Annotated in this window: 27 protein-coding genes and 1 tRNA gene; 17 read left to right on the forward strand and 11 right to left on the reverse strand. The window is 68.6% G+C overall.

Translation table 11 applies throughout. The annotated features are described in order from the left end of the window. Positions 1 to 6 precede the first annotated feature (6 nt). Positions 7 to 420, forward strand: a complete 414-nt coding sequence (locus tag A4R25_RS22475) for an ASCH domain-containing protein (protein WP_064447973.1) — start codon at positions 7 to 9, stop codon at positions 418 to 420. On the opposite strand, the gene A4R25_RS22480 is transcribed toward A4R25_RS22475, so the two are convergent. The 3 genes from A4R25_RS22480 to A4R25_RS22490 form a co-directional block, all read right to left on the reverse strand. Beyond that, the gene (locus A4R25_RS22480) at positions 417 to 1,298 is read right to left on the reverse strand and encodes an LLM class flavin-dependent oxidoreductase (protein ID WP_064448122.1); all 882 of its coding nucleotides are present in this window, start codon (positions 1,296 to 1,298) and stop codon (positions 417 to 419) included. The genes A4R25_RS22475 and A4R25_RS22480 overlap by 4 nt on opposite strands. A gap of 50 nt (positions 1,299 to 1,348) precedes the next feature. Next, the gene (locus A4R25_RS22485) at positions 1,349 to 2,401 is read right to left on the reverse strand and encodes a MerR family transcriptional regulator (protein ID WP_064448123.1); all 1,053 of its coding nucleotides are present in this window, start codon (positions 2,399 to 2,401) and stop codon (positions 1,349 to 1,351) included. Positions 2,402 to 2,477: 76 nt separating this feature from the next. Beyond that, a complete protein-coding gene (locus A4R25_RS22490) occupies positions 2,478 to 3,374 on the reverse strand; it encodes a LysR family transcriptional regulator (RefSeq protein WP_064447974.1) in 897 nt (298 codons plus the stop codon). Positions 3,375 to 3,461: 87 nt separating this feature from the next. On the opposite strand from A4R25_RS22490, the gene A4R25_RS22495 reads away from it, so the two are divergent. Then, entirely contained in the window at positions 3,462 to 3,857 is a 396-nt protein-coding gene (locus A4R25_RS22495) for a VOC family protein (RefSeq protein ID WP_064447975.1), read from the forward strand. A 9-nt stretch (positions 3,858 to 3,866) separates the two neighbouring features. Continuing rightward, positions 3,867 to 4,373, forward strand: a complete 507-nt coding sequence (locus A4R25_RS22500; RefSeq protein WP_064447976.1) for a GNAT family N-acetyltransferase — start codon at positions 3,867 to 3,869, stop codon at positions 4,371 to 4,373. Here A4R25_RS22500 and A4R25_RS22505 read toward each other — a convergent pair. From A4R25_RS22505 to A4R25_RS22525, 5 genes are all read right to left on the reverse strand, one after another. Further along, entirely contained in the window at positions 4,352 to 4,963 is a 612-nt protein-coding gene (locus tag A4R25_RS22505; RefSeq protein WP_064447977.1) for a dihydrofolate reductase family protein, read from the reverse strand. The two genes, A4R25_RS22500 and A4R25_RS22505, sit on opposite strands and share 22 nt — an antisense overlap. 182 nt (positions 4,964 to 5,145) lie before the next feature. Then, positions 5,146 to 5,616, reverse strand: coding sequence for a hypothetical protein (locus tag A4R25_RS31560; protein WP_043327603.1), 471 nt, complete (start codon positions 5,614 to 5,616; stop codon positions 5,146 to 5,148). Between the two features lie 88 nt (positions 5,617 to 5,704). Next, complete coding sequence (locus A4R25_RS22515; RefSeq protein WP_043327604.1) at positions 5,705 to 6,124, reverse strand: hypothetical protein; 420 nt, start codon at positions 6,122 to 6,124, stop codon at positions 5,705 to 5,707. A gap of 219 nt (positions 6,125 to 6,343) precedes the next feature. Continuing rightward, positions 6,344 to 6,736, reverse strand: a complete 393-nt coding sequence (locus A4R25_RS22520) for a hypothetical protein (protein WP_043327605.1) — start codon at positions 6,734 to 6,736, stop codon at positions 6,344 to 6,346. Further along, entirely contained in the window at positions 6,729 to 7,037 is a 309-nt protein-coding gene (locus tag A4R25_RS22525; protein ID WP_064447979.1) for a hypothetical protein, read from the reverse strand. Before A4R25_RS22525 ends, A4R25_RS22520 begins: the two co-directional genes overlap by 8 nt. A 502-nt stretch (positions 7,038 to 7,539) precedes the next feature. Between A4R25_RS22525 and A4R25_RS22530 the strand changes: the two genes are divergently transcribed. Both A4R25_RS22530 and A4R25_RS30775 read left to right on the forward strand, forming a co-directional pair. Beyond that, entirely contained in the window at positions 7,540 to 8,289 is a 750-nt protein-coding gene (locus A4R25_RS22530) for an NYN domain-containing protein (RefSeq protein ID WP_064447980.1), read from the forward strand. 415 nt (positions 8,290 to 8,704) lie between these two features. Continuing rightward, complete coding sequence (locus A4R25_RS30775; RefSeq protein ID WP_223201273.1) at positions 8,705 to 9,268, forward strand: tyrosine-type recombinase/integrase; 564 nt, start codon at positions 8,705 to 8,707, stop codon at positions 9,266 to 9,268. Positions 9,269 to 9,480: 212 nt separating this feature from the next. On the opposite strand, the gene A4R25_RS22540 is transcribed toward A4R25_RS30775, so the two are convergent. Then, positions 9,481 to 9,942, reverse strand: coding sequence for an HIT family protein (locus tag A4R25_RS22540; RefSeq protein WP_064447981.1), 462 nt, complete (start codon positions 9,940 to 9,942; stop codon positions 9,481 to 9,483). 577 nt (positions 9,943 to 10,519) lie between these two features. Between A4R25_RS22540 and A4R25_RS30780 the strand changes: the two genes are divergently transcribed. Further along, the gene (locus A4R25_RS30780; protein ID WP_082931101.1) at positions 10,520 to 11,272 is read left to right on the forward strand and encodes a DUF5131 family protein; all 753 of its coding nucleotides are present in this window, start codon (positions 10,520 to 10,522) and stop codon (positions 11,270 to 11,272) included. On the opposite strand, the gene A4R25_RS22545 is transcribed toward A4R25_RS30780, so the two are convergent. After that, positions 11,269 to 12,375: a three-Cys-motif partner protein TcmP gene (locus tag A4R25_RS22545; RefSeq protein ID WP_197494954.1), complete on the reverse strand. Its 1,107-nt coding sequence runs from the start codon at positions 12,373 to 12,375 to the stop codon at positions 11,269 to 11,271. The genes A4R25_RS30780 and A4R25_RS22545 overlap by 4 nt on opposite strands. A 166-nt stretch (positions 12,376 to 12,541) precedes the next feature. Here A4R25_RS22545 and A4R25_RS22550 point away from each other — a divergent pair, with 166 nt between their 5' ends. The 10 genes from A4R25_RS22550 to A4R25_RS22590 all read left to right on the forward strand — a co-directional run bounded on the left by A4R25_RS22550 (position 12,542) and on the right by A4R25_RS22590 (position 21,270). Beyond that, on the forward strand, positions 12,542 to 13,453 hold the full coding sequence (locus A4R25_RS22550) for a helix-turn-helix transcriptional regulator (RefSeq protein WP_197494955.1): 912 nt from the start codon (positions 12,542 to 12,544) through the stop codon (positions 13,451 to 13,453). Continuing rightward, positions 13,443 to 13,664, forward strand: coding sequence for a DUF397 domain-containing protein (locus A4R25_RS30785; protein ID WP_373888013.1), 222 nt, complete (start codon positions 13,443 to 13,445; stop codon positions 13,662 to 13,664). Before A4R25_RS22550 ends, A4R25_RS30785 begins: the two co-directional genes overlap by 11 nt. Positions 13,665 to 13,669: 5 nt before the next feature. Further along, on the forward strand, positions 13,670 to 14,884 hold the full coding sequence (locus tag A4R25_RS22555) for an MFS transporter (RefSeq protein WP_082931103.1): 1,215 nt from the start codon (positions 13,670 to 13,672) through the stop codon (positions 14,882 to 14,884). A gap of 137 nt (positions 14,885 to 15,021) precedes the next feature. After that, positions 15,022 to 15,453, forward strand: a complete 432-nt coding sequence (locus tag A4R25_RS22560) for a hypothetical protein (RefSeq protein ID WP_064448125.1) — start codon at positions 15,022 to 15,024, stop codon at positions 15,451 to 15,453. A 91-nt stretch (positions 15,454 to 15,544) separates the two neighbouring features. Continuing rightward, positions 15,545 to 16,003 (forward strand): hypothetical protein, encoded by a 459-nt coding sequence (locus A4R25_RS22565; protein WP_157539148.1) that lies wholly within the window; start codon positions 15,545 to 15,547, stop codon positions 16,001 to 16,003. A gap of 3 nt (positions 16,004 to 16,006) precedes the next feature. Beyond that, entirely contained in the window at positions 16,007 to 17,437 is a 1,431-nt protein-coding gene (locus tag A4R25_RS22570) for an FtsK/SpoIIIE domain-containing protein (RefSeq protein WP_064447985.1), read from the forward strand. After that, positions 17,434 to 18,096 carry a hypothetical protein gene (locus tag A4R25_RS22575; RefSeq protein ID WP_064447986.1) on the forward strand — a complete coding sequence of 221 codons (663 nt, stop codon included), beginning with the start codon at positions 17,434 to 17,436 and terminating at the stop codon, positions 18,094 to 18,096. The genes A4R25_RS22570 and A4R25_RS22575 overlap by 4 nt, the downstream gene beginning before the upstream one ends. Further along, on the forward strand, positions 18,093 to 19,820 hold the full coding sequence (locus tag A4R25_RS22580) for a replication initiator (protein WP_064447987.1): 1,728 nt from the start codon (positions 18,093 to 18,095) through the stop codon (positions 19,818 to 19,820). Before A4R25_RS22575 ends, A4R25_RS22580 begins: the two co-directional genes overlap by 4 nt. After that, entirely contained in the window at positions 19,817 to 20,041 is a 225-nt protein-coding gene (locus A4R25_RS22585) for an excisionase family DNA-binding protein (protein ID WP_064447988.1), read from the forward strand. Before A4R25_RS22580 ends, A4R25_RS22585 begins: the two co-directional genes overlap by 4 nt. Further along, positions 20,041 to 21,270: a tyrosine-type recombinase/integrase gene (locus tag A4R25_RS22590; protein WP_082931104.1), complete on the forward strand. Its 1,230-nt coding sequence runs from the start codon at positions 20,041 to 20,043 to the stop codon at positions 21,268 to 21,270. The genes A4R25_RS22585 and A4R25_RS22590 overlap by 1 nt, the downstream gene beginning before the upstream one ends. A gap of 89 nt (positions 21,271 to 21,359) precedes the next feature. On the opposite strand, the gene A4R25_RS22595 is transcribed toward A4R25_RS22590, so the two are convergent. Beyond that, a tRNA-Gly gene (locus A4R25_RS22595) sits at positions 21,360 to 21,433 on the reverse strand. 267 nt (positions 21,434 to 21,700) lie between these two features. Between A4R25_RS22595 and A4R25_RS22600 the strand changes: the two genes are divergently transcribed. Beyond that, positions 21,701 to 22,693 (forward strand): zinc metalloprotease, encoded by a 993-nt coding sequence (locus tag A4R25_RS22600; RefSeq protein WP_043327608.1) that lies wholly within the window; start codon positions 21,701 to 21,703, stop codon positions 22,691 to 22,693. Positions 22,694 to 22,721: the final 28 nt, after the last annotated feature.

Below are 22,721 nucleotides of genomic sequence, written 5' to 3' on the forward strand. Positions count from 1 at the left end.
GGCGGCATGTGGCCCCGCATCGGTGGATTGCGCGCACTCGCCCTCGGCACGCCCGGTGAGCTGCGCACCCGGCTCAACACCCTCGTGCTCTCCGGCGTGAAGACCGCCACCGCCGGCCTCGTGCAGGAGTACGACGACGAGAACGAGGAACTGGAGCACGTCGGCGAGCGACTGGTCCTGGTCGACGACAACGACCGGTTCGTCGCCGTCGTGGAGGTCACAGGCGTCGAGGTGGTGCGCTTCGCCGACGTGCCGTGGGACTTCGCCCGCGCCGAGGGCGAGGGCGACAGGTCGATTGAGGAGTGGCGCGAGGGCCACGGCGCCTACTGGGCCCGGCAGGGCACGCCGGTCACCGACGACACCCGGATCGTCTGCCTCCGGTTCCGGGTGGTCTCCACCGAGGGCAGCGTCGGCACCTAACCGGCCCGGCGCAGCTCCGGCAGCAGCGCCGCCGCCTCCACCAGCACCGCCTCGTCGCCCGCGTACCAACTGCTGGCCCGGGGCCAGTGCGTCACCACGTCGGTGAAGCCCAGCCGGGCCGCCCGGGCCACCTGCTCGGCGAAGAAGTCGGCGCTGGTCAGCGAGAACATCGGAGCGGAGTCGAGCGAGAGGTAGCGGTCCAGCGTCGCCGGGTCACGGCCGGCCTGCTCCAGCGTGCGGTCCATCCGCTCGGACAGCTCCGTGACCGTCCGCCACCAGCTCTCCACATCGTCGCTGCCCTGCCCGATGGTCACCCAGCCCTGCCCGAACCGGGCGGCCAGCCGCATCGAGCGGGGACCGTTCGCGGCCACCACGAACGGCACCCGGGGCTGCTGGACACACCCCGGGTTGTTGCGCGCGTCGACTGCGGTGAACCAGTCCCCGCGCCAGGTCGTGCCGTCCTCCCGCAGGATCGCGTCGAGCAGCTCGATGAACTCGGCGAACCGGTCCACGCGCTGCCGGGGCGGCAGCGTCTCGCCGCCGAGCACCGCCGAGTCGAAGCCGATGCCCCCCGCGCCCAGGCCGAGCAGCACGCGGCCGTCGGACACGTCGTCGAGCGCCGTCACCTGCCGGGCGAACGCCACCGGGTGCCGGAAGTTCGGCGAGGCCACGAGCGTCCCCAGCTTGACCCGGGACGTCACGCCGGCCGCCGCGGTCAGCGTCGTCCACGAGTCGAACCACGGCCCGTCGACAAGGTCACGCCAGCCCAGGTGGTCGTAGGTCCAGGCGTGGTCGAAGCCCCACTCGTCCACCTGGGCCCACCGCCGACGTGCTTCCGACCAGCGCTGGTCAGGCAGGATCACGATGCCGATTCGCATGCCCGCCAGGGTACGACCCGGGTCGGACACTCCGACCCGGGTCGCGGTGATCACGCCGCCAGATCGGCCACCACGCAGGCGATGTTGTCCGGTGCGCCGGCCGCGTACGCCAGCTCGACCAGGCGCTCGACGGCGCTCTCCGGATCGTCCGCCTCCGTCAGCGCGGCGTGCAGCGCGCCCGGCTCCACCACGGCGGAGAGGCCGTCGGAGCAGAGCAGGTAGCGGTCGCCGGGCAGCGCGGTCCGCAGCGCCAGGTCCGCCTCGACCTCCGCGCCCGCGCCGAGCGCCCGGGCCAGCAGCGCCCGCTGCGGATGCGATCCCGCCTCGGCCGGGGTGAGCCGGCCCTGGTCGACGAGCGTCTGCACGTACGTGTGGTCCTGGGTGAGCCGGGACAGCTCACCGCCGCGCAGCAGGTACGCCCGGCTGTCCCCGACGTGCACGAGCGCCAGCCGGGTGCCACGTCGCACGAGCGCGGTGAGCGTGGTGGCAGGCTGGTCGGCGCCGGTGGCGTGCGCGCGTACCGCCCGGTCGGCCCGGCTCACCGCGTCGGCAAGCGCGGCGAGCAGGTCGGCCTGCGACTCGTCCGTCTGCTCCAGCGGCCGCAGCGCGTCCACCGCCTCCGCACTGGCGGTGGACCCGGCCGGACCGCGTACGCCGTCGGCGACAGCGAGCAGCGCTGCGCTCGCGTACGCGGTGTCCTCGTTGGAGTCGCGGACCGTGCCGGTCTCGCAGCGCGTCGCGTACCGGAAGATCGTCTCGGACATGGTGGTGCCCCTCTCGCTGAGCGTGTCGACGAGGAGCGCGACGGCCCGGCCGCGCGCCGCGGTGTCCGCGCTGACCCGCCGCCACCAGGCGTCGAGCGCTTCGGCGGCGGCCGCGGGCGGCAGGCCGCAGACGGTACGGATCTCGGCCAGCGGCATCCCCGCCCGGCGCAGCCCGGCGATCAGCCGCGCCCGGTCCGCCTGCTCCGGCGCGTAGTAGCGGTAGCCCGAGTGCGGGTCCACCGCGGCCGGGGGCAGCAGCCCGCAGTCGTCGTAGATGCGCAGCGCCTTGGCGCTCAGGCCGGTCGCGCTGGCGAACGCCCCGATGGTCAGCAGTCGCACCGTGCCTCCCTCGCGCTCCTCGTGCCGGTCACCGCGACCGGCACCGATCACGCTGGGCCTTGCCGCAGGGGACGGGTCAAGCCGCGTCAGGGAGCGGGTTGGCGTCGGCTGCTGCGCGGACGAACTCGCGTACCCGGGATGTGGTGTTCCCGGCCGGCCACACCGGACCGCGACAGATCGGCGGCGCGTCATGGATCGGCACGTAGGCCACGTCCGGGCGGGCGTAGAACTGCCGGGCCTGCTCACCCACCGGCAGCACCCCGCGCCCGAGCGCGACGAGCGCCAGCATCTCGGAGAAGCTGCCACCCACCGGGCCCTTCGGCACCGGACGGCCGGACGGGGTGCGGTCCGGCGTGCGGTCCTGCTTGAACGCGGTCGACGTCACCGCCGGGTACTGCACCACCGGATGGTCGCCGAGCGCCTCCAGCGACACCGACTCCTCGGCCGCGAGCGGATGGCCCGCGGCCACCGCGAGCACCCGGCGCTCGCGCAGCAGCACCGGGCCGTTCGCCATGCCGTCGAAGGGGTACGAGGCGATCAGCACGTCGATGGTGCCGTCCAGCAGGCTCGACCGGGTGCTGACCAGCGGCGCCTCGTGCACGTGCACCTCGCAGTCCGGATGGCGCTCGGTGAACAGCGCGACCGCCCGCAGCAGCACCGGCGCTGTCGACTCGCCGACGTACGCCACCCGCAGCTCGCCGGTGAGCCCGCGCCCGGCGTCCACGGCCCGCTGCACCGCCGCCTCGATGCCGGCCACCAGCGGGCGCATCTCCTCGGCCAGGCGGGCACCGATGGGGGTGAGCCGGACGACCCGGCTGGTGCGCTCGAACAGCGGCGCGCCGATGCGGCGTTCCAGCTTGCGCACCACGTGACTGACCCGGCCGGTGCTCACCCGCAGCCGCTCGGCGGTCCGCCCGAAGTGCAGCTCCTCGGCCAGGGTCAGGAACGTCTCGATCTCGTACCGCTCCAGCACAAGGCGCCTCCGTCGTTGCCCGTGAGTCAACGATCGTAGTGCGATCGGGGGTTGGTCCCGCCGCCGCGCCGGGCCAGAGTTGACGGCATGCGGAACGATCTCGTGACGGTGACCGGGTTCGACCATCTCGTGCTCTCGGTGAGCGACGTCGAGCGTTCCCTCGACTTCTACTGCGGCACGCTCGGGCTGGCCCCGGTGCGGGTCGACAGGTGGCGGGCCGGCGAGGTGCCGTTCCCGTCCGTACGCATCGACGCCGGCACCATCATCGACCTGATCGCGGGCGACCCGACCGGGTCCAACGTGGACCACTTCTGCCTCGTCGTGGAGCCGGTCGACTGGCAGCGGGTGGTCGACTCCGGGGTGTTCACGGTGCTGACCGGCCCGGTCCCGCGCTTCGGGGCGCGCGGCACCGCCACCTCGATCTACGTCAGCGACCCGGACGGCAACACAATCGAACTGCGTTCCTACCCGGCCGACGCCTAACCTGGCCCGATGCCGGAGCTGGAACGACTCGCCGCCCGCCACGCGCCCGCCGTGCTGCGGTTCGAGCGGGAGAACCGGGCCTACTTCGCCCGGTACGTCCCCGACCGGGGCGACGACTTCTTCACCGGCTACGCCGCCCGGCACGCGGCCCTGCTGGCCGAGCAGGACCGCGGCACCTGCCACTTCCACGTGCTGGTCGGCGACTACGGCGCCGTGCTCGGGCGCTTCAACCTGGTCGACGTCGCAGGCGGCAGCGCCGAGCTGGGCTACCGCGTGGCCGAGCGCGCCGCCGGGCGCGGGCTCGCAGGCGAAGGCGTACGGCGCGTCTGCGAACTGGCCCGCAGCGAGTACGGGCTGCGCCGGCTCGTCGCCTCGGCGGCGCTGGCAAACCCGGCCTCACTGGCGGTGCTCACGCGTGCCGGCTTCGTACCGGACGGTCCGGTGGAACTGGACGGGGAGCCCGGCCTGCGGCACACGCTCGACCTCGACGTGCCCTACGCGGCCGCGTCGCCGTAGGCGGGCGCGCCGGCCGGCTCGTACGTCAACTGGAGCGTGCCATGGGCGTGGGTGACCGACTCGGTGAGCCGCAGCGCGGTCGGCACCGTGCCGTCGCCGAACAGCCGCTTGCCGGTGCCGAGCAGCACCGGGTACACCCACAGGTTGAGCCGGTCCACGAGACCGGCGCGCAGCAGCGACTGCGCCAGGTCGAGGCTGCCGATCACGTGCACCTCGTCGTGGCGGGCCTTGATCTCGGTGACGCGCTCGGCGAGGTCACCGTTCACCAGCGTCGAGTTCGCCCAGGCCAGCGGCTCGGTGAGGGTACGGCTGGCCACGTACTTGGGCACGCCGTTGAGCAGGCCGGTGAAGGGGATCTCCTCCGGCGCCTTCGGCCAGTAGCCGGCGAAGATGTCGTACGTCTTGCGGCCCAGCAGCAGCGCGTCCATGCTGCTCGCCTGCTGGAACATCACCGCGCCGGACTCCTCGTCCAGCAGCGGCATCTGCCAGCCGCCGTGGTTGAAACCGCCGTCACGGTCCTCGTCGGGCTCGCCGGGCGCCTGCGCCACGCCGTCGAGGGTCAGGAACTCGGTCACGATCAACGTACCCATGGGTCTGCTCCTCCGGTTTTCGCTCGTCCCCCGACAGACCCGTCAACGACCCGCAACTCATCGCCGAGGTGTACGTGATGGATTTCGTGGAGCACGGCTCCCACCTCGATGTCGACGTCCTTGTGACGGCGGACCGACAAGCCGTCCTGGACGCTGTCTTCGGGGTGCTCGCCGCCTTGGACCTAGGCGGCGTCCCGGGGCACGTGAGCGGCCCAGGCGGCGAGCCGCCGCATCAGGTCCGCGAGCAACATCTGGTACTCGTGGCGCACCTGCGCATCGGCGCCCACCAGTGAGCCTGCCGGAAGCTCTGCCCAGAACTCCTGGGTGAGACGGCACGAGTCGGGCCCGAGCGGCACAACGGTGAGCACGCCGCCGCTGGGACAGCCGGCCGTCAGGTTGCGGGTGACGGCGCGGCGTCCCGGTTCCACCTCGACCACCTCGTGCATCATGCCCGTTCGACCGCCGGGGCTCCGATCCACGAACGCCTGGATCTCGCCGACTCCCTTCGGGCCGGGCAGCGTCACGCCGAGCTCCGTCGAGTCGTGCAGCGCCACCGACGACGCCGGATCCTCCATGAAGCCGAAGGCTGCCTCCGCACTCGTGGGCAGGTCGACGGTGGCCGCCTCCCGTACCTGGACCGCAGACGTCGTCACCCTGATCAACCGCAGACGCGAGCGCACGCCGCATTGTGTCAGTCGATCCGCCGACGGTGGGGGCGAGATCAGCGCTACGGCGCCCTCCCTAGCGGGCTCCGCTCGGTGCGAACACGGCATAGAAGTACCGGAGGCTGTCCTCCGGGCCGTTCTCCAATCGCTTGAAGGCCTTCGCGATCGGATTGCACCAGCGCTGCCCGCCGAGCTCCACCACCATAGGCCACCCGACGACGGTCAGTTCGTCTGCCGCCGTTGCGCGCCACCGTCCACCGGCATGCCGGTTCAACACCTCGCCGACGTAGCAACCGAAGCCGAAGAGGGTCTCCGCCACCTGCCCAGCCATGAGGCCCTCGGCCCGAAAGCCGTCGAGGATGGCGTCCACGGATGCCAGGCTGTCCGGCGTGTAGTCCAGGTGCACACCGCTGACCTGGGCCGCTGACACCACGATGTCGCCAGCGAACCGGGCTGCGTTCTCCGGGACGGGCGCGTACTTCAGGCGCAGTTGCACGGTTCTCTCCGTTAATCAACAGATGGGGATCTTGCGATCGTACCGACGACGGCCGACAAGCAGCGGCCTCGCGACGGCTCGCAGGACGCCGGACGAGCACGACGCCGTGGTCTGGTTCGCGACGTCCGATCTCGCCGGCCTGCGTCTCAACCATAAGCCGCTTCTCCCGATGCTCACCGCCCTGCTCGCCGGGGTCAGCAGCCCTATCTCGTCCGCACGTCAGGTGCGAACCGGCGGCTCGCCGAATCTGCCACCACGAACGACGGAATCGGTCTCGACTTCCTGGACCGTCCAGACGTGACCGACGAAGTCGTCCACTGCGACGCCACCGCGTCCGAGCAGCGTCCGGATCGCTGCCACTGCGTCCTGCCGCCGCGACAACCGGTAGTTCACCTGGACCGCCCACGGCGGCCGCTCGCCGACAACGCGCTCCAACTCCGCCACCATCTCGCGCTCCCAGTCGAGGTACAGGTCACGGTGTTCCTCCACCAGCCAGAGGAAGACCGAGCCCGGCGCGACCCACTGATCAGACTGGGTCTCACCGAGGGAACCCAGGAGCCGCAACACGTCCGCCCTGGACACGGCCGGGAAGACGAACGCGTTCTCACTCATGTGCAGAACCATAGGCGCCGGCTTCGTCGCCCTCGATGCTGAGAAGAAACTCGGCCACCTGGTGGCCGTCCGGGTGGGTTATCGTGAGGGCGACCCGAATCTCGTCGTCGATCCGGATCATGGCCTCGTCATCGGCCGCGTCGAGGGCGGCGTTCCGGGCGACGAAGAGCGGACGCAGCGGCTCGAATGCAGGCAGCGGACGGAATCGGCCGTACGTCCACGGGAAGTCGTGAGTCTGCTCATCGATCTCGCCGGCCAGCTCGCCCCGGCGGTACAGCCGCCACACCCTGCCCGCGTCCATCGCGACAGCGTAGGCGGCGCTGAGCGGTCAGTTCCGGTGCGGTGTGGGTGAGGCCGGAGGGCCGAGGGCAAGCCGGCGTAGCCGGTGCGGCAGCCGATCGCCGAAAGCTCGACGGCCGCCAGCCACCTTGGCGATCGTCATTGCCTGGCCGCGATCGACTGTCTGCCCGATGCGGGCGTGGCAACCCGTCGGCTGTCGGCGGCTTGCCGCCGGGCGGACCACCGGGCCCGCACTCGTGGAACATCGAAGGCCCTGACCGGGACTGACGTCCTGATCAGGGCCTTCACGCTGGAGCGGGTGACGAGAATCGAACCCGCACTGTCAGCTTGGGAATCAGGCTCAATCACGAATAGATGGCAGTCTTTGTACTTTTTATTTGACCGTGATTGGACTGGCGGCCCTTGCCTGGAACCTCGCCTTGACCTCTGTTGGCCGCCCGAACGGGCATGCCACGGGCACGTGAGAGTCGAAGACTCCGGCTCGTTACTGGTAGCGTTCGCCGGTGCGCGTTGGAGTGTATGTCGATGGGTACAACCTCTACTACGGTGGCCGAGGGCTATGCGGACAGGGAACCCCTGGCTGGCGCTGGCTCGACATCCGGGCCCTTGCAGAGCGCCTGCTAGCCAACGTGCCGACCTGGGCTGGTGCTCAGGCGCACCGAATCGTCTACTGCACTGCTGTAATCGACGCGGCTAGCAACCCCTCGGGCTTCATCGATCAAGACATCTACCTCAAGGCTCTGATGGCGTCATCGAGCGTCGACCTCATCGAGTACGGCAGCTATGTCTCTCGCGTGAAGTACGCCCCGCTTGCAGTAAAGGCCCAGAGCCGCAGCGCAGGCCCCCAGCTCGTAACCTCGCAGTGGCCGATCATGGTTCAGGACGCGCAGGGCAATCCAGTACAAAACGCGACATTCATGGTGTCGTACGCCCACCGAGAGGAAAAGGGTTCCGACGTCAACGTGGCTTCCCACCTCCTGGTCGACGTACTCACGTCGCAGGTAGACGCGGCCCTCGTGATCTCCAACGACAGCGATCTTAAATTTCCGGTGTCATATGCGAGGACACTCGTCCCCGTCGGCACGATTAACCCCTCGCGGAACTACCTGGCAGGAGCCTTGAAGGGACAACGAGGGGACGGGGTCGGCAGCCACTGGTGGAAGCAGCTCACGGCGGGAGACCTCCAAGCCTGTCAGCTCAGTGACCCTGTAGTGAGCCCTGCCGGCACCTACGCGCGCCCAGCCGGCTGGTAGCTCTATAGTCTGTCTCGGTTGCAGGTCGAACTAGGCTGCGCTACAGTTCACCGCATATACCACCCGGTTCCCCTAGAGGGGCCGGGTTTTTTTTGGGCCGAAGCACCCAACCCCTCGACGCTTCCACGCTCTGACCTGCGGGTATGCAACCGCCAGGGCCGGCAAGGCGGGGGTTCGCTTCGCACCAAACCGGCCTACAGGAGCCTGCGACAAGAGGGCGAAAGAGGGAGCATCCACTACGCTCAGGCCGCCCGTTGGGTGCAAGCATCGCGGAGCGACGGCCTGAGCGTAGTGGATGCTGTCAAGTCCCGCGCACCCGGCCCCGACTAGGCTCCGGCTAGCTATCCTAGCCTTTGAGCGCCGGAGCCTAGTCGGGGCCGGGTGCTTCAAAGACGCGACACGCCGGGGGAAATTTGTGACATTCGTCACTCTGCTTATCCTCGCCATCCGGACTTTCTGCCGTCGACCCGGCCTCGCGGGGGCAGGCCGCTGCCCGACCCGCCAACTTCAAGACGGACTTGACGCACGAACGGCCCCTCCCCCGGCAGGCCCAGTCGCCGATGCCGACATTCGGACCGTCACCATTCCCGACGCGATCCGCCGTGACATCCGCCCACACCTGGACGACTTCGTCGACGAGGACCAGGACGCGCTCGTCTTCACCGGCGCGAAGGGTGCTGTCCTGCGCCGCTCCAACTTCCAGACCGCCTGCAAGTGGCGTGACTGCGTGGCTGCGGCTGGCCTGCCCGGCTTCCACTTCCACGACCTGCGGCACACCGGTAATACCCTGGCGTCCCGGACCGGGGCGAGCCTTGCCGACCTCATGGCCAGGATGGGTCACGCCTCGACTCGCGCGGCATTGATCTACCAGCACACCGCCAAGGAGCGCGACGAGCACATCGCGAGCGGGCTCAGCGAGCAGATCAAGAAGGGCCGTGATCGGGCACGTAGCGGGCACGGCCAGCGCAAGAAGCGGTAGCAACGAACGAGGCCCCAGCCAGGAAAGCTGTCCTGAGCTGGGGCCTCACGTTGGAGCGGGTGACGGGAATCGAACCCGCACTGTCAGCTTGGGAATTGTCGATCTCGGGGAAGTCAGCGGCTCGGCGGCCTGGTCTCGGCGGTCCCTGGTGGCCTCGGCGTGCCCCGGCTGGCCTGACTCAATGGCACGCTAATGGCACGCCGCATCCGGCTCTACGTGCTTAGGTGGCGTGTAATGGCGGCGCGAAGCTCGTCGTGCTGGGGGCCAAGGGCGCTCGCAGGGTCACGCCACTTCTCTGGTGGATAGAGCCAGACGGGCATCCCGACGAGGTGGGGCGGTTCCCACTCGTACCGAGGCCATATGTGGGCGTGCAGGAAGGGATCGGTGTTGCCGAGGATCTCCAGGTTGATCCGGCGGAAGGCCGGGTCGGCTTCGGCGCAAGCCCGCTCGACTGCCTCACCGAGCCGTTCCATGCTCTCCAGGTAGGCCAACCGGTCAGGCCGCGAAAGATCAGTCAGTCGTCCCACATTCGGATCGTCGCTCAGCAGCACGCAGTAGCCGGGTAGCCATTGCACGTCACCGATGACCGCGAAGCCCTTCGGCAGACGAGCCAGAACGGTTGGGTTCTCTCCCCGCAGGGCCGAGCCGATGCGGTCTTTCCGCCAGTGCGTCATCGCGCCATGCTCCCTGCTTGACCCTTATAGATCAACTGCGGCAAGGCAAGCTGGAGCTGGTGCTGGCACTGGCGGATCTCCTCGTCGGGCAGTCGTAGACCGTCCAGCCTCCCCGGACGGGGACAAGGTGGAGCGCCCTACCGGACGAACGACCTTGGCCCCGTCCGGGGAGGCTGGTAGCCCTTGTGGTGCCCGGCGAGGTGATCCGCCCGGCATCTCTGAGGAGGGCCGGGGTTCGGGGCGGAGCCCCGAGGTCTTCAAAGTCTGGCGATCCCCGAAAGCGTGGCCGGCCGGCCCGGCCGATGCCGACCGGAGGTCGCCAGCAGGCCGGGGCCGGGCCGGCGCGGCCCGCTTGCGGGCCGCCTTGATCTCATAGAGGCGGATTCGGCAACGATCTCGGCGAGAGCGTGGAGCTTGACGATCGCGCAGCAGGTCATCCCAACACGACGTGCTTCCACTGCCGACCCGCACCCAGGCTCGGCATGATGTACTGAGACCGTTACGGCAATCTATAGAACATGCGTTCGATTCGGGTTAAGCTCAAGTCTGCGGTGCATGTCGCGATGGAGGAGGACTCATGGGGGATCGCAGTTCCATCGAGTGGACGCAGGCGACCTGGAACCCTACGACGGGCTGTGATCGCGTCTCGTCCGGGTGCGACAACTGTTATGCCATGACTCTTGCTAAGCGGCTGAAGGCAATGGGCCAGCCCCGCTATCAGAAGGATGGCGACCCTCGCACAAGCGGTCCAGGCTTTGGCGTCACGTGCCATCCGGATGCGCTGAAACTGCCGTCCACGTGGCGTCGCCCGCGTCTAGTATTTGTCAACTCAATGAGCGACCTATTTCACGCACAAGTCCCTGCCGACTTCGTCCGGCAGGTATTTGATGTGATGGCGGCTACTCCTCAGCACACATACCAGATTCTTACAAAACGATCCCGTCGCCTGAGGAGGATGGCGCCATCGCTGCCATGGCCACCCAACGTATGGGTAGGCGTATCTGTCGAAGATGGCGAGGCTTTGTACAGGGTGGACGATCTCCGGACGGTTCCCGCTGCTGTGCGATTCCTATCCTGCGAGCCTCTCCTCGGTCCACTACACAACCTGTCGGTGGAGGGTATCGGGTGGGTGATCGCGGGAGGCGAGAGCGGACCGAATGCCCGACCGATGGAGCCGACGTGGGCGATAGGCGTGCGGGATCGGTGCACGGAGGCAGGGGTGCCATTCTTCTTCAAGCAGTGGGGAGGCCGTACGCCGAAATCTGGTGGTCGCGAGCTTGACGGCCAGACGTGGGACGAGATGCCGGAAGCGACGCCCGTATTGGTCTAGGGAAAGTTGATTGTAACGCCGTCGGCGAACTGCCTCTTACCCGCTGGCCGCCTGACACTGATTACGCCGTCCTGCTCCAGCGGCCGGAGTACAGGGCGCACGTGGGTTTCTCGGTATGGCGTGTAGAGGATCGCGTGCCATTCAATCTCGGAGACGGGAACACCCTGGCGACCGCTGAAGTGCCGAAGGATCTCTGCACGTAAGGGCCGCAAATCCGGCTCTGGAGTAAATAGAACATCCTGCCCGGCAAGTCGATCGGAGAAGGTAAACCCGCCGCCTGGATCGATTTTCCACATCGCGTCCTTCATGAGCTTGACACCTGCGCGGTGCCGAGTCCCATGAAACAGGTAGTAGCCGATGTTGCCAGTACTATTCAACATCGCGAACGATTGCACGTGGTCGAAGCCGACGCGCTCTTGCAGCTGTCTGCCGTAAACTGCGCGGAGATGCTCTACCCTGTCCGCCTCTTCGCTGAAGCCGTTTAGGACGTCCCGCACGTCCATCCCGAAGAGTGAACGCATCGCGTTCTCTTGGCCGTCTCTCGTGATGAAGCGTTGCACGTGCCCAACCATGAAATTAACGAATAGCTCACTGCGCGGGTATGAGAGAAGAGCGGCAAGTAGGTCCATTGGTAGGCCACTGTAGCCAAAGGGGTCAACGAAAGCGAACGTCGGCGCAAGGTTCTTCTTCTGCTCACGCAACGTGTCCAGAATCGAATTCGCGGTTACGTCGAATTTTTCGTTTACTACGTGGACTCTCACTTTGGCAGGCCAAGGCGCTCGCTCGGTCTTGAAGGCTTCCACTTCCTTTAGGAGCGACTCGGCGTTGTCGCGATTGGCTTCTACGAAATAGAACACGAACTCGCGGTGCCGCATCTGTGGAAAATAGCGATGATCGAGAAGATGCCGCAGGGCCACAAGGGGTGACCCTTCGGCACCATCGTTATAGCGCCCCCTGCCGGCAAAGCCGTCTAGGAAGACCACGCGTCCGTTCCAACTCGACAAGATGGGAAACCAACCGTCCAGGTAGCGGCCCAGCATGTCGTGCTTCGCCTTGGTGTGCGGCGGGCAGTCCCACTTTGAGGTATCAGAGTCGCTGACCATGGCAGTCCTCCCCATCGATGCCCTGGGCGAGATCGTCTCACGCTAAGCGCATCAGTGGTAGCTGTTAGTGATTGCCCGTTTGTGCTAGGGCTTCGCCTGTTCGCGCTTCAGCCGACAGGACTTTCAAGTCCATGGGATGCGGCGCCTGTCATACACTGCTGTCGGTATGCATGGCTGCATCGTGGTGGGAGTACTCATGGTTGGTTCGGCCCATCGGGAGCGGGTGGCTGCTGAGTTGAAGCGCATCCGTGAGGGCTTGGGCCTGCCGGGCGAAGAGGTCGCGACTGCGCTCGGTTGGTCCCAACCGAAGGTGTCCCGGATCGAGAACGCGCGCATCGCGGTGAGCACCCGTGACCTGGCCACGTTGCTCCACTACTACGGTGTGTCTGAGGAGGTGCGCGCGGAGCTGCTGGCGATGACTGCTGACGATGAGGGCATCGGTGGCGCGTGGCTGGTTCGCGCTGGAGGCGTGACCCGTCGCCAGGGCGAGGTGGCGGCAATCGAAACGCGAGTGCGGTTGATTCAGCAGTACTACCCGCTGATGGTGCCTGGTCAGTTGCAGTCGCCGGAGTATGCGTTGGCCTACACAAAGAGCGGCGGGTGGCCCAACCCGGAGGCTATCGTCGCCCGCCGGATGAACCGACAGGCTCTGTTACGTGCCGACGATGCCCCGGCGTATGCCGCGCTCCTGGATGCTCGCGCCTTCCTGGCCTGGCCTGGCAGTCGAGACGTGATCCTCGCGCAGCTGGCGTACCTGCGGGCTCGTGCTGAGCTGCCCAGTGTGACTCTGCGGATCATCCCGCTGGGTGCAGGTCGTACAGCCTCAGCGGTCGTGCCCTTCACGCTGTACGACTTTCGTGCTCAGTCCAGCCCTCGGGTTGTATTCGTGGAGTCTCAGACGGCTGATCTCTATCTGTCTGCGCCCGCCGATGTGGATGCGTACTCGACACTGTTCGATGCACTCGCCGCCGACGCGCTGTCGCCGGCAGAGTCGATAGAGCACCTTGCGTCACTGACTCGCTACATCGAGGATCTAGAAGACCCTCGATCGATCGACGGAGGCCGTGGTGAGTCCTGACTTCAGCAGAGCCAAGTGGCGCAAGAGTTCGCACAGCGACAGCGGAGGATGTGTCGAGGTCGCGTGCGCGGGCGGCGTGATTGGCGTCCGAGACACCAAGCAAGCCGGTGCTGGCCCGATGCTCGCCTTCGCTAAGCCGGGTTGGGCTGCGTTCGTGGCCAGCGCCGCTGCGGGGCACTTCGGTTCCGACGACTCCCCCGCAGTGAGGTAGTTGGCATGTCCGCGGTGACCGAGCGACCAGTCGAGGCGTCGTCAAAGCGGGGCCTTGGCCTCCTGCTGGCCTCGACCGGCGTCTCGGTCACCGGGGACGGCATGTTGTTGGCCGCTGCGCCCCTGATGGCGGCGGCGCTGTCCCGGGATCCGTTGGCGGTGGCCTCGGTGTCGGCGGCCGGCTACGCGGCTTGGCTGCTCGTCGGTCTGCCCGCTGGTGCATTGGTGGACCGCTGGAGCAGGCGGACAGTCATGGTGGCGTCTGACCTCGGCCGGGCGGCGGTGCTGTTCGCGCTTGTTCTCCTAGTCGTGACCGACAGCGCCAGCATCGCCGCCCTTGCGGTGGCGGTCTTCCTCGTTGGCGTCGGCTCGTGCTTCTTCGATCCTGCGGCCCAGGCCGTGATTCCGGCGATCGTCGGCCGAGACAAAGAGCGGCTGTCACGCGCTAACGGGCGACTCTGGGCGATCGACACCTTCGGCCGCTCACTAGCTGGTCCACCTCTCGGTGCGGCGGCTTTCGCAGCGTCCCGCGTCCTTCCCTTCGGGCTGGATGCCGGTTCCTTCCTGCTCTCAGCGGCGCTTGTGAGCCGGCTACCTTCCCCGCCTGCGAAACCTGCTGTCGAGCATGCGCCGATGCTGCGTGCCATCAGGGTCGGCATGGCCCACCTCGTTCGCCATCCCGAACTCCGCACGGTGACGCTCGGGATGGCTTCCTACAACCTCGGCTACAACATCGCGTTCGCGACGCTGGTCCTCTATGCCCAGGACGTTCTCCACCTTGGCACCATTGGCTTCGGCTTGCTTATCGCGAGTGGCGCCCTAGGTGGCATAGCGGGTGGGTGGCTTGCGCCTCGGACCGTCGCCGTGCTCTCTCCTCGCTCTGCCTATGCCGGCACGCTGGGCGTCCAGGGTGTGGCCTGGCTGACGGTGCTTCTGACGGCCACGCCCTGGGTCACGGCTGTCGCCCTCGTGTTCGTTGGCATTGCTTCGACGACTGGCAGCGTCGTCGGCGGTTCCACCCGCCAGTTGCACACGCCTGACGAGATGCTCGGCCGCGTTGTCTCCTCGACTCGCCTCTTCGGTATCGGCTCGGCCGCCCTGGGCTCCGTCCTCGGGGGTGTTGTCGCCGACGCTGGTGGCCTCGGCGCGCCCTTCGCCGCCGCAGCAGGTTTGCTGGCTCTAGCTTCCCTGGCCTTCGTGCCGCTCCGCCGCATCCGCTGAACCCTCCTCTGCGCATTGATGGAAACGCTTGCCTATCGGTATGCACGCGTGCATACTGTCCTCAGTGGCCTTATGCAGATGTGCATAAGGCGTGCGGCCGGCAGGTTGCCGACCATCAGAGCGAGGAGGCAGTGGGCATGGTCCCCAACTCGATCAAGGTTCCGGTTCCGTTCGATTACGTCTTCCCGGCAGGTGCGCTGTGCCTGGGGGTGGAGCCGGTGACGGACTTCGACAAGCGGGGTCAGGGTGACGACCAGGCCCGCGACAAGGACACGGGCGAGCGCCTGTGGGTGGTCAAGGTCCTCGACTTGGACCCGGAGGCCGGGAAGTTCGGCGGCACGAAGGAAGTGAAGGTGAAGATCGCCGCGCCGGTGCAGCCGGTGCCTCCGGCGTCGAAGATCCCGGGCTATCCGCCGGCGGTGACGTTCTCCGACGTGACGCTGACGCCGTACGTGGACTCGCAGCGGTGCAAGGGCTCGGGGAAGTGCCGGGCGCGTCAGGCGTGGTCGATCCGCGCGGGCGCCATGACCGAACCGACCGCCGCCGCTGCGACGAAGCAGGCTGCCTGACCAGAACTCGACGCGCGGGGCGGGCCATCTTCCGCCAAGTCGACTCCCGCCCCGCGCTCTGACCCTCGTCTCCGTGGAAGGAGTTGGGCTGATGCCCACGCTAGCTGACGCTGCCCGCATTGTCGGGAACCCGCGTCCCGCCCCGCGCCGTACGACTCACCGCCGGACGGTGATGCGTCTGGCCGGTCCGGGTATCCGGGCGGCCCGCGAGGTCTACACCACCGTTCCGTCCGATGCCGTGCGCGTGGCTGCGCTGGTGGAGATTTCCGCCGCTGCTGCTGCTCTGGCGCGGACGGTGGTGAAGCTGCGCCGCCTGGACCCGGACCTGATCGCCCCGCACGTGTCCGACCGGGTCGACCTCCGTGCCGTCCTGGGCCGGGGCCGGTGGCTGCCGACCATGACCCGCCACGTTCCCGCCCCGTTGACCGGCCCGGTCGACCTGGCGGCCCTCGGCCCGTCCCGGATGCCGGTGCGCCGCCGGGTGGTGCGCCGCCGTGCCGGTGCGCCGGGTCAGGCCGTCCTGTTCGCCGCTGCGAGTGGGGAGGGCTGAGGGATGCCGTTGGTCAACGTGATCCGGGGTGAGCGCATCGACGCCGCCCCGCTCAACGTGCGGACGCCGTTCGTTCGTATCCCGATGTGGCTGGCCCTGTCCTGGTGGACCCTCAAGGGCCTCGCTCGCTTGGCTGTGGTGCTGGTCCGCTTCTGGTACGTGACCGCCCCGGCCGTGTTCTTCGGCTGGCTGTACCTGCGCTTCGGCTGGGTGGGTCCGGTCGGTGTCGTGGTCCTGGTCGCCGCCGTCGCTGCGGGGTGGGGGTTCGGGCATCGGTCGTCGTGGCTGCGGTTCGGGTGGTGGCCGGTCCTCGCCCGCTTCCGCCGCTGGCTGTACCGCCGCAACTGGCATGCCGCGATGGTCACCGCGAAGCTGGCCGTCTCGTTCGACTCCCACACGGTGTTGCCGGTGCTGCGGAAGGTCCAGTGCGCGGGCGGCGTGGACGTGGTGACGGTGCGGATGGTCACCGGGCAGATCCCCGATGACTTCGCCAAGGTCGCCGAGCGCCTCGCCCACACGTTCGGTGTCCGGCAGGTGAAGGCGGTGCCCGGTGGTCGGCCGGATGTGGTGCTGCTGCACCTGTTCCGCGGTGATCCCCTGGCCAAGCTTGTGCGTCCGCTGCCGGTGCCGGCGGTGCCGGAGTTCACCGCCCTGCCGGTCGGACGGCGTGAGGACGGCGAGGGTTACGACCTGCGGCTGTTCGGCACGCAGGTTCTCGTCGTCGGGGCGACGGGTGCGGGGAAGGGCTCGGTCATCTGGTCGCTGGTCCGCTCCCTCGCCAACGGGGTCACCTCCGGCCTGGTGCAGCTGTGGGGCCTGGACCCCAAGGGCGGCATGGAGTTGGGGATGGGCGCGCCGATGTTCGCCCGGTTCGCCCGCAAGGACTACCCGGCCATGGTGGAGCTGATCGAGGAAGCCGCCACCGTCGCCAAAGACCGTGCCGGGAAGCTCTACGGCCGCACCCGCCAACACGTCCCGACGCCGGATGAGCCGCTGATCGTCGTCGTCATCGACGAGCTGGCGAACCTGACCGCGTATCTGACCGACCGGCAGTTGAAGGACCGCGTCAAGGCCGCCCTGTCCATCCTGCTCAGCCAAGGGCGGGCGGTCGGTGTGCACGTCCTGGCCGCGATTCAGGACCCGCGTAAGGAGGTGCTGCCGTTCCGGGACCTGTTCCCCACCCGCATCGGCCTGCGCCTCGCCGAAGCCGCCCAAGTGGACCTGGTCCTCGGGGAGGGGATGCGGGACCGGGGCGCGCTGTGCGACCGCATCCCACAAAGCCTGCCGGGGGTGGCGTTCGTGGTCATCGACGGCGACCCCACCCCCATGCGGGTCCGGTTCTCCTACCTCACCGATGACGAGATCCGCGACATGGCCCACACCTACGGCCGCCTCCGGGTCATCGACGGCGAAATCCTGGACGGTGCCGCATGAAACCTCACCCCACCACCACCCGCACCGACCGCATCGAGGGCCTGCTCCTCATCGTCATCCTCCTACTCGTCGCAGGCTTCGCCGGGGCCGCGTCGTTCACCCACGTCAAAGACTGGACCCTCGACAACAGCCCACCCGGGACCGGGGCGTGGTTCGGCTGGGCCAACGCCGTCATCAGCGAACTCGTCCCCGTCGCCGCGCTGCTCACCATCCGCCGCCGCAAGCGCAACCACCAACCGGTCGGCTACCCCATGTTCCTGCTCATCGCCGCCGTCCTCCTGTCCCTGGCCGCTCAGCTCGCCGTCGCCAAACCTGGCCTGTCCGGCTGGCTGCTGTCCGCCGTCCCCGCGCTGGCGTTCATGGGCTTGTCCAAACTCGTCCTCACCACCGCCCCGACCTCGGCCCCTGTCCCGGCTCCTGTCCCCTCCCGCCCGGTGCCGCCGCCTGCTCCCGCCCCGGCTCCGTCCCGCCCGGCCACGCAGCCCACCCCGGCCCCCGTCGCCCCGGCTGTGGCTGAGCCGGTCGCGCCGGTGCACGCCGAACCCGCCCCGGTCCCGGCTCCTGTTCCGCCTGCTCGTCCGGTTGCGGTGGCTCCGGTGCCGCCGGCCGCGTTCACCCGCCGCAACGGCGTCCCCCTGCTCGGAGAGGTGAGCCGATGACCCTGTCTCCGACGCTGCCCGGCCTCGAACCCGCCACCCCGGCGCAGGCTCCGAGGCCGGGCTCCCGGGCCGCCCGCATGCTCATGCCCCGCTCCGTCGACGTGGTCAAAGACCTGGCCGCCGACTACGGCGTCTGCACCCGCCCCGTCTCCCTGCGCCGCACCGACCTCGACTCCGGCCAGACCGAAGTCATCGACATGCCCTGCGGCGCCACCCAGGAAGCCAAGTGCCCGGCGTGCGCGAAGCGGGCGAGGAAGCTGCGGCAGCAGCAGATCCGCGAGGGCTGGCACCGCGACGACGAACCCGACCCCGGCCCCCGCCCGGCCACCGAGGCACAACAGGCGCTCATCGTCGCCCGCGCTCACCTGGAATTCGCCCGCGACGAAGCCGCCCGCACCTCGCAGTGGGACCAGGTCGCGGACCTGGACGACGCCATCGGGGAGCTGGAAGCCGAGATCACCACCGAAGGACTCCGGGGCAGACCCGCCCCACCCCACACCACCGACGACGACCAGGAGAGCGACGGCAAGCGACGCGTCCGCTCCACCAAACGCCGCCAGGACGCCCCGGACCTGCCCCGCCTGCCGGTGGAAAACCGCACGATCGGGCGGACGTTCGAGGGCCACGCCGGGCAGGTGTTCCGGCCCTCGATGTTCCTGACCCTCACCCTCGGCTCCTACGGCCGCGTCCACTCCGACGGCACACCCGTCGACCCGGACGCCTACGACTACCGGCGCGCCGCCTGGGACGCAGTCCACTTCCCCCGCCTCCTGGACCGCTTCTGGCAGAACCTGCGCCGCGCGGTCGGCTGGAACGTCCAGTACGCGGGCGCGGTCGAGCCGCAACGCCGCCTCGCCCCTCATGCGCACTTCGCCATGCGCGGCACCATCCCCCGCGCCCTCGTCCGCCAGGTCGCCGCCGCCACCTACCACCAGGTGTGGTGGCCGCCCGTCACGAAGGTGGTCTACGAACCGGGGAGGGCGCCGCGATGGGACGCCGACGCCGCCGGCTACACCGACCCGACCACCGGGCGGTTGCTGCCGTCGTGGGATGACGCCCTGGACCTGCTCGACGCCGACCCCGACGCGCAACCCGTGCACGTCGTCCGCTTCGGTGCCCAGGTCGACGCCAAAGGCGTGCTCGCCGGGACCAAGGACGCGGACCGGTGCGTCGGCTACATCACCAAGTACCTCACCAAACAAGCCGCCGACTGCCACGACGTCACCACCGGCCGCCAACGGGCGCACCTGGAACGGCTCTGGCAAGAGCTGCGGCACACGCCGTGCTCCGAGCGGTGCGCCAACTGGCTGCTCTACGCCATCCAACCGAAGAAGGCACGGCCCGGGTTGAAGCCGGGCAACTGCAAGAACAAGGTCCACAAGCGGGAAACCCTCGGCATCGGCGGCCGACGTGTCCTCATCTCCCGGCAGTGGTCCGGCAAGACCTTGGCCGATCACCGGGCCGACCGACGCGAGTGGGTCAAGGCACTGCTCGGCGTCACCACCGACACCGACACCGCCCCGGCCGGCTCCGACACCGTCCGGCACGCCTGGGAACTCGCCAGACCCACCGACCCGGACGTCCCGCCCCTCGGGCACCGCGTCCTGCGGGCCATCTCCGAACGCATCCAGTGGCGGGCGCAGCTCGACGCCGCGAGACGTGCTGCGGTCCCGCCTGATGTTTCGGCAACTGACTGCAAGACCACCGAAAGCGGGGACGTATGACGGCGGTGGACGAGGTCCTGACGGTGGAGGAAGCCGCAGCCCGGATGAAGATGAGCGTCCGCTACGTGCGCCGGCTGGTCGCGCAGCGGCGCATCGCCTTCCACAAGGTCGGCCGGAGCGTGCGCCTCAAGGCTTCGGACGTGGACGCCCATGTCGACGCCGGCCGGGTGGAGCCAATGACCGTTTCCGCCGTGTGGCGCGACCTGGGGCGGGTGGCCTGATGGCGAACAAGGAAGGACATCGGCGGTTCGGCAACGTCCGCAAGCTGCCATCCGGGCGGTATCAGGCCCGCTACCCGGGGCCGGACGGCCGGATGCGGAACGCGCCAGAGACGTTCGCCCGTAAGTCCGACGCGGACCGGTACCTCACGCTGGTCGAGGCACAGATAGCCCGGCGGGAGTGGATCGACCCGGAACGGGCCAAGGTGCAGCTCGGCGACTACGCGCGGCGCTGGATCGACCAGCGGCCAAACCTGCGGCCCCGAACGATCCACCTGTACGGCTGGCTGTTGGACAAGCACGTCGTGCCGTACCTGGGCGGGGTCGAGCTGGGCCGGTTGGACACGCCGATGGTCCGCGACTGGCGGGCGAAACTGCTCGGCAATGGGGTCTCGGAGAGCATGGCGGCCAAGGCGTACCGGCTGCTGCGCGCGGTGCTGATGACGGCGGTCAAGGAAGACGAGATCCTGAGCCGGAACCCGTGCCGGATCCCTGGTGCCGACCAGGAGAAGCCTGCGGAGCGGCCAGTGCTTACCCTCGCCCAGGTCTTTAGGCTGTCCGAGATCGTGCCGCCCCGGTACCGCGCCCTGGTCCTGGTCACCACCTTCGGGTGCCTGCGCTGGGGTGAGGTCGCCGCGCTGCAACGACAGGACATCGACACCGTAGCCGGCACCATACGAGTACGGCAGGCGTACACCGAACAGCGCGGGGTCGGCTTGGTGCTCGGTCCGCCGAAGTCCCGGGCCGGCCGCCGCACGGTGAGTCTGCCGCCTGCTGTCGTCAAGGTTGTCCGCGACCACCTGGCCGCTGAGGTTGACGACAACCCGGATGCGTTCGTGTTCACGACCGAGAGCGGACGCCCGATCTGGCGCGGCAACCTGAACAAGCTCATCGCCTGGAAGGCCAGCGTGTCCCGCATCGGTCAGCCGGACCTGCACTTCCACGACCTTCGGCACAGCGGCAACACCCTGGCGGCCCGTACCGGCGCGAGCACCCGGGACCTGATGGCCCGGATGGGACACGACTCGCCGCAGGCCGCGCTGATCTACCAGCACGCCACGGCGGAAGCTGACCGGGCCATCGCCCAAGCGCTGCACGATGCAATGCGCGCGGACCAGAAGAAGGCTAAAAGGACGACTGGCGGCAAGGACAAGGGCGGCAAGAAGTCCGGCGGCAAGAAAAGCAAGAAGCGGTCGGCCGACCGAGATGACGCCAGCGGCGACCAGGGCTAATGGCACGCTAATGGCATGCCGCATGATTCTTGACCTTGGAACATCGAAGGCCCTGACCGGGACTGTCGTCCTGATCAGGGCCTTCACGTTGGAGCGGGTGACGGGAATCGAACCCGCACTGTCAGCTTGGGAAGCTGATGTTCTGCCATTGAACTACACCCGCAGCGGCACCACTCTACCTGAAGCCCCCCACCCCCGTGCACTCAGGTGCGCGCGCCACCTCGGCGAGGTGGCGGCATCGGCGGGCGGTTGACCCAGCCACCTCCCCGAACTGGAGTGGATCAAGCACTCACCGGCGCCGGCAGGCGCGAAGTTGCACGTCGGAAACGTATGGGCATTCTCAAATGCATCGATGGGATGTAACGTCTGCCCCACGTTTCCGCACCGGCGTGACACACCCCCTGGCACGCCGTCAGAAAGAGGTGGGCCCATGGGACTCCGTCCCAACCTGCTGACCCGGCGTACCGCCGGTGTCGCGACGTCGACCCTCGCGCTGCTGCTCAGCACCGCCGCCGTCGGCGTCGTTCCCGCTGCTTCGGCCTTCTCGGCCGCCCCGGCCGGCGTCTGCGCCGAGCCTGCTGACGCCCACGCCGACGAGCACGCGAACGCTCGCGTCGCGAAGGGCGGCAACGCCAAGCTCGACCCCAACCACCTGACCGCCAAGCAGGTCCAGGACCGGGAGGCCGACCTCGCCGCCGCGCAGCGCGAGCGGGCCAACTTCCGGACCGGCGCGGTCACCCCGCTGGCCACCGTGACGATCCCGGTCGTCGTGCACGTCATCCAGGAGAACAGCACCCGGGCCGGCGGCAACATCACCGACTCGATGATCAACCAGCAGATCACCGTGCTGAACCAGTCGTACGCGGGCTCGACCGGCGGCGCCGCCACCGCCTTCGGCTTCCAGCTCACGAAGATCAACCGGGTGACCAACCCGTCGTGGTACCCGATCGTGCAGGGCTCCTCCGCCGAGCGCTCGATGAAGACCTCGCTGCGTGAGGGCGGCAAGAACACGCTGAACATCTACCTCGGCGAGCTGAGCGACAGCCTGCTGGGCTGGGCGACGTTCCCGAAGCGGACGCTGGACAAGATGGACGGCGTGGTCGTGCTCAACGAGTCGCTGCCCGGCGGCACCGCCACCAACTACAACCAGGGTGACACCGGCACCCACGAGGTCGGCCACTGGCTGAACCTCTACCACACCTTCCAGGGCGGCTGCTCCGGCTCGGGCGACAGCGTCTCCGACACCCCGGCCGAGGCGTCCCCGGCGTACCAGTGCCCGACCGGCCGCGACACCTGCTCGACCGCCGGCAAGGACCCGATCACCAACTTCATGGACTACACGTACGACTCCTGCATGTACCAGTTCACCGCCGGCCAGGCGAGCCGCATGCTCACCGCGTGGAACGCCTACCGCGCAGCCTGACCGCCTCGTACCGCGTACCGGTGCCGGC

The sequence above is a fragment of the Micromonospora sp. NBRC 110037 genome, from assembly GCF_001652995.1.
Lineage (GTDB): Bacteria > Actinomycetota > Actinomycetes > Mycobacteriales > Micromonosporaceae > Micromonospora > Micromonospora chalcea.